General features: G+C 48.3%; 7 protein-coding genes. 4 read left to right on the forward strand and 3 right to left on the reverse strand.

Annotation, left to right across the window (positions count from 1 at the left end; genetic code table 11):
- The coding region (locus AC4E7D_RS10800) for an NAD(P)/FAD-dependent oxidoreductase (RefSeq protein ID WP_490173807.1) at positions 1-1,002 on the reverse strand (1,002 nt) is incomplete at its 3' end.
- Positions 1,003-1,122: 120 nt separating this feature from the next.
- Between AC4E7D_RS10800 and AC4E7D_RS10805 the strand changes: the two genes are divergently transcribed.
- From AC4E7D_RS10805 to AC4E7D_RS10820, 4 genes are read left to right on the forward strand one after another with little or no spacing between them, the layout of a single operon-like run.
- The gene (locus AC4E7D_RS10805) at positions 1,123-2,343 is read left to right on the forward strand and encodes a sulfite oxidase (RefSeq protein ID WP_490173808.1); all 1,221 of its coding nucleotides are present in this window, start codon (positions 1,123-1,125) and stop codon (positions 2,341-2,343) included.
- Between the two features lies 1 nt (position 2,344).
- Positions 2,345-2,824, forward strand: a complete 480-nt coding sequence (locus tag AC4E7D_RS10810) for a monoheme cytochrome C (RefSeq protein WP_490173809.1) — start codon at positions 2,345-2,347, stop codon at positions 2,822-2,824.
- Positions 2,808-3,734 (forward strand): sulfurtransferase, encoded by a 927-nt coding sequence (locus AC4E7D_RS10815; protein WP_490173810.1) that lies wholly within the window; start codon positions 2,808-2,810, stop codon positions 3,732-3,734. Before AC4E7D_RS10810 ends, AC4E7D_RS10815 begins: the two co-directional genes overlap by 17 nt.
- 3 nt (positions 3,735-3,737) lie before the next feature.
- A complete protein-coding gene (locus AC4E7D_RS10820) occupies positions 3,738-4,616 on the forward strand; it encodes a sterol desaturase family protein (RefSeq protein ID WP_490173811.1) in 879 nt (292 codons plus the stop codon).
- A gap of 8 nt (positions 4,617-4,624) precedes the next feature.
- Here AC4E7D_RS10820 and AC4E7D_RS10825 read toward each other — a convergent pair whose 3' ends face one another.
- Positions 4,625-5,311 (reverse strand): aspartate/glutamate racemase family protein, encoded by a 687-nt coding sequence (locus AC4E7D_RS10825; protein WP_490173812.1) that lies wholly within the window; start codon positions 5,309-5,311, stop codon positions 4,625-4,627.
- Between the two features lie 32 nt (positions 5,312-5,343).
- The coding region (locus tag AC4E7D_RS10830; protein ID WP_490173813.1) for a Tll0287-like domain-containing protein at positions 5,344-5,737 on the reverse strand (394 nt) is incomplete at its 5' end.

Below are 5,737 nucleotides of genomic sequence, written 5' to 3' on the forward strand. Positions count from 1 at the left end.
TACAACAACTGGTACCTGCTTGCGAACTGCCGCCCCGGTTTTGGCGGTAGGTAGCGCTGCTACATCCCCCAATCCGAATATGTTCGTGTATCGGTTGTGCTGCATGGAGTGGTGGTCCACAACCAGCCATCCGGCTTCATTGACCAGGGTGGATTCCTTAACAAATTTTGGGGCCGTTTGCGGTGGGGCCAGGTGCAGCATATCAAATGGGATTTGTATTACGGCATCACCTGTCATTATTTCTCCCAGTTCATTGTCAGCATTTACCACACATTGGTTCTCATCAGGAGCGGTGTGATTGAAATAAACGATCTTCTTATCCACATCGATACGGTAAGGGGCATAGAATGGCTTGAAATGGATCCCATAGCGATCGATGACATGCATTAGGGTCGTCCGGATCTGTTTCACCCCAAAAATAACCGTTCCGGGCGTGGCAAAAATCACATTCACTTTATCTTTCATCCCCTTTTTGCGGAAATAATCCGCAGCCAGATAGGCAATCTTCTGTGGTGCCCCGCCACACTTGATAGGAGTCGTTGGCTGGGTAAATACCGCATTCCCGCCCTTAAAATTGCGCAGGGTTTCCCAGGTGTGTTCCGGATCGGTATAATTACTGCAAACAATGCCTTTCTCCATTGCTTCGGGCAGGCCTTCGATCAGGGAAGGGTCCATGACCAGTCCCGGGGCCACAACCAGGTACTCATAGTTGATGTCCCCGGAATCCTGAGTAGATACGGCATTGTTCTCCGGATCAAACCCAGTGGCATAGTCTTTTATCCATTGCACGCCCTCGGGCATCAATGCTGACATAGGCCGTGCTGTTTTTTCAAAATCATAGGTCCCTGCCCCCACCAGGGTCCAGGCAGGTTGGTAATAGTGCGTATCTGAAGGTTCGATAATTGCTACATCAAGGCGTGAATTTTTAGAAAGCAACTGTGCAGCGGTCATTATCCCTGCCGTGCCTCCTCCAATGATGAGGATTTGATAAGAAGATTTCATTGTTTATTGCATTGGTTTCTTCTAAATGTAAGCTTCTGAACCTGCCAAATAGGTAACAAAAGTTACAATAAACACGTCCATATATTTAGTAATTTAGTAGTTCGTAGATCTACCTTATCAATGAATAGAAGAAAGTTCGTACAAAACTCCGTGCTGGGCTCCATGGCGGCCATTATCGGAGCTGAAATCGTTTACGGCCACACCATGCCATCCGGCTACCAACCGCTGGGCCTTCAGGACCCGGATCCCTTTAAATTGTTTGGGAAAGATGAGGGGATGGAAGTGCTGAACAACCGGCCCTGGAATATCGAGGCCAAAGCCCATCTGCTGGACGATCCCATTACTCCTAACAAGTTTATGTTCATTCGGAACAACGGACTGATCCCTGAAAACATAAATGCTTCTGAATGGACACTGACCATAGACGGGGAAGCCGTCTCTCAAAGCAAAACCTATACCCTTCAGGAATTGCAGTCCAAATTCCCGAGCTACACTTATCAGCTTACCCTGGAATGCGGAGGGAACGGGCGAAGTGAATTTGATCCCCCGGCCAAAGGCAACCAATGGACCGTAGGGGCCGTATCCTGTGCCACCTGGACGGGTGTGCGTTTACGGGATGTTCTCGAAGATGTGGGTATAAAAAGTAATGCGGTGTATATCGGGTACCATGCGGCCGACGTGCACCTGAGCCGGGACCCCAGCAAGGAACCGATTTCAAGGGGGGCCCCTATGGCCAAAGCATTACAGGATGAAACCCTGCTGGCCTTTAAAATGAACGGTAAAGATATCCCTCTGGCACACGGCTATCCGCTAAGGCTGGTCGCAGGTGGCTGGCCGGCTTCAGTATCCGGAAAGTGGGTAAACCGCATAAGTGTGCGGGATAAAGTACACGATGGCACAAAAATGACAGGAGATGCCTACCGGGTACCCTGTAACCCGGTTGCCCCTGGGGAAAAGGTCAAGGAAGAAGACATGTGTATCATTGAATCCATGCCGGTGAAATCCCTGATCACTTACCCAAAAACCGGTGCCATGATCAAAGAGGGTAGAAAACTTGCCATACGCGGACATGCCTGGGCAGGGGAACTGGAAGTAACAGAAATGGAATACTCCATTGATTTTGGATCCACATGGAAATCCTGCAGTATTGAAAAACCCGCCAACCGCCTTGCCTGGCAAAGATTTACCGCTGAAGTTGACTTCCCGAAGAAAGGCTATTACGAAGTATGGGCAAGGGCCACGGATGCACAGGGCAAAAAGCAACCCATGCTCTTACCCGGATGGAACCCGAAAGGCTATCTCAATAACGCTTGCCACAGAATTGCTGTTAAAGTAAGTTAGCATGGAAGAAAACAACACCTTTAATAAGCAGGTAAAGGCCATATATCGCCTTATGCTGGGGCTTTTTGCCATCTTCGGGATGATGGTAGTGGTGGTGCTCTACCTTATGGCAGATCCCGATTTGTCCTTTTTCAGGGGCAGTCCTGAACAAACCGAATATGTGGCCGTCATGGAAGAGGACGACTATGATAAAATTGAGAATGGCATCCATGTGCGGACCGGCCTGAAAGATGCAGAGGGATTGATGACTGTCGTGAATAATTGCACGAATTGCCATTCCGCACAGCTGGTGATGCAGAATCGTATGAACCGTGAAAGATGGGTGGCTACCATAAAGTGGATGCAGGAAACACAGAACCTGTGGGACCTGGGCAAGAATGAAGACATTATAGTTGACTATTTGGTGACCAACTATCCACCCAAAAAGAAAGGACGCAGGGAGATCCTTAGCAATATAGACTGGTATGTGCTTGAGGAATAGTGTTTTTGGATTATGGGTGCTGCTCCTTTGCCTTTCCTGTGGGGGTTCTACCAAGCTGGAAAGCGCGGAAGTACCTCTGGTGGAAGTAGAACAGTTGTTTGATTCCTCATCCGATAAATACGTAATAATTGATTTCCGCAAAGCAGAAGCCTATGCTAAGGGCCACATCCCTGGTGCGGTTAACCTGTGGCGCAATAATATTGAAGACACGAATTCCAGGTTTAAAGGAATGCTTGCAGAAAAAAGAGATATGGAAGCACTTCTGAGCCAACTGGGGATAAGCAATGAAGACGTTCTGGTGGTGTATGACGAAGACGGCTTGCCGGAAGCTGCCCGGTTGTGGTGGGCCCTCAAGCATTATGGATTTCCGGATGTGCGCCTGTTAAATGGAGGGTTAACCGCCTGGAAGGCTGCAGGAAGATCCCTGGATACCGAAAGTCCTAAACGGAAAGCCACGGCCTATTCCTTCCCGGAAACCGGAGAAAAAAGCCGGATCATAAGTAAGGAGGATCTGGAAGCCCTGATAGCATCACAGGATGAGGCGTATATCCTGGTAGATGCGAGGACCAAAGAGGAGTACATGGGGTCCAAAGTGAAACCTGGTGCTGGAAAAGGGGGACATATCCCCACGGCCATTCAGATCGACTGGGCAGAGGCCATACACTATGAAGGAAACAAAAAATTTAAATCGCCTGCTGAATTGGAACGCATCTATGCAAAATTAGATGCGGCAAAAGCAGATAAGATAATTGTCTATTGCCATTCCGGAGTACGGTCATCACATACCTATTTTGTACTTACGGAATTGCTTGGCTACGAAAACGTCTGGAACTACGATGGTTCCTGGACAGAATGGAGCAATGCATCGCTCCCTATTATTAATCACGTAAATTTGCTAGTAAAAAATTGAATTATGGAAAAATACCTAAATGCATTTGCAGACGCTTTTATGGGTAGTGTTGAATGGACGTGGAAGTCTATCATTTTCGACGTACCCTGGTACACCAATTATTTCTGGGGCCTAACGGCTATTTCACTTGTAGTATGGTTGCTGGAAATCGGCTTTCCATGGAGAAAGAATCAATCGATCTTCCGTAGGGATTTCTGGCTGGACGCCTTTTACATGTACTTTAACTTTTTCCTCTTTGCTATCGCGATAAGTGGATTTTACAAGGTACTTGGACTGGCGTTCAACGACCTGGGCATTGCCTCAGACAGCCTTACCCTGTTGAGCATCTCCAGTTACCCGATGTGGCTGCAGTTGCTGATCTTCTTTATCATCCTGGATTTTGTACAGTGGTTTACACACATCCTGTTGCACAAATACCCTGTACTGTGGAACTTCCACAAGGTGCACCACTCGGTCAAGGAAATGGGATTTGCCGCACATTTGCGCTACCACTGGATGGAAAACATCCTGTACAAACCCCTCAAAACACTGGGTGTCATGGTATTAGGTGGTTTTGAACCAGAGCAGGCGTTCATCGTGCACTTCGTAGCCATTGCCATTGGTCACCTGAACCACGCGAACATCAAGCTTACCTACGGTCCGCTGAAATACGTGTTCAACAATCCGGTAATGCACCTGTACCACCATGCGCATGCCTTGCCAGAAGGTTCTTTTGGGGTAAACTTCGGGATCAGCCTGAGCCTTTGGGACTACATATTCAAGACCAATTATATCCCCGAGGATAGCGGTACCATTGAACTTGGATTCCCAGGTGATGAAACCTTCCCTCAGGACTTTGTACACCAAAATATGTACGGGTTTGGTAAAACGAAAAAGGGATAACTTCTCCCCTATTCGTTTGATAAAATGAACTCCACGGCCATGGCCACATGCAATTGGGTTGTGGCGAGCATGGGTATATCAAAGTCACTCTGGTCCAGCAACAGGGGTAATTCTGTACATCCCAGGATAATTCCCTGAGCGCCACTGGACCTCAGCATTTCCATCTGCTCTTTAAAGAACGAACGGGCCTCAGGGGTGAATTGCCCCTGGGTCAGTTCTGCAGATACATAATGATGTGCTTTTGGAATATCCCTTTCCTGTGGGATCAAGGTGGTTATCCCGAAGTTTTCCATGAGATAATCCGCAATAAAACCACGGGTCATGGTGGGTTTGTTCCCCAGCAGGCCCAGGGTTTCCAGCCCCAGTGAACGGGCCTGGCGGCCTATCGCCTCTGCGATATGGAGAATGGGGATATCCAGTTTGGGCTGTACATGATCATAAACCGCATGCGGGGTGTTGGCGCAGATAATAATACCTTCCGCCCCTGCTTGCTGTAACTTTTGGGCAATCTCCAGGTACGTGCCATTGATGCGGTCCCAGTCCTGCGAGCGCATCAATTCTATATTCAGGCTGTACAGGAGCAAAGGAGGATTGGCCTGGGTGCCGATATGTTTGCCCACCTGCTCATTGATCAGGCGGTAGTACACTTCTGTGGAATGCCAGGAGGTCCCCCCTATCATGCCCAGTAGTTTCATTCGTTTCCTTTTTTAAATTGATAAAACTGTGTCTATTGGGTAGGGTCCGGAATTACTTTCCACAATCCCCTGATTTCGTTGGGTACGTAATTTATGGCCTTATCCTGCGGGTAATAGGTTTTAAGTTGGTCAACCGTCACCTGCTGCACTTCAACCCCTGGGGTACCGTGGCACTGTAAACACATGGCGTTGGTAACAATAGGAAAATAGTAGACATTAGTTCCGGAATCATCCCTGACCTGGGGATGCAATGTTCCTCCCTCTGAAAGTTGTTGCCTGTATTTGTCGATAATGACCACCTCGAAATCATCAGCGGCATTCGATGGGTTGCGGGCCTTGTTGGTGACCCTCTTGATTTTGGCACCATAGGCATGTGCCATGCTGTCTGTGAGGGGCAGTGCCTTAATATTACAAAAGGGGATGGCC

Source organism: Lentiprolixibacter sp. (assembly GCF_982873095.1).

What these genes read in the sequence shown, in the direction of transcription:
- AC4E7D_RS10825 (WP_490173812.1), bottom strand. Translation starts at nt 5,311, where the DNA reads ATGAAACTACTGGGCATGATAGGGGGGACCTCCTGGCATTCCACAGAA.
- AC4E7D_RS10815 (WP_490173810.1), top strand. Translation starts at nt 2,808, where the DNA reads ATGTGCTTGAGGAATAGTGTTTTTGGATTATGGGTGCTGCTCCTTTGC.
- AC4E7D_RS10805 (WP_490173808.1), top strand. Translation starts at nt 1,123, where the DNA reads ATGAATAGAAGAAAGTTCGTACAAAACTCCGTGCTGGGCTCCATGGCG.
- AC4E7D_RS10810 (WP_490173809.1), top strand. Translation starts at nt 2,345, where the DNA reads ATGGAAGAAAACAACACCTTTAATAAGCAGGTAAAGGCCATATATCGC.
- AC4E7D_RS10820 (WP_490173811.1), top strand. Translation starts at nt 3,738, where the DNA reads ATGGAAAAATACCTAAATGCATTTGCAGACGCTTTTATGGGTAGTGTT.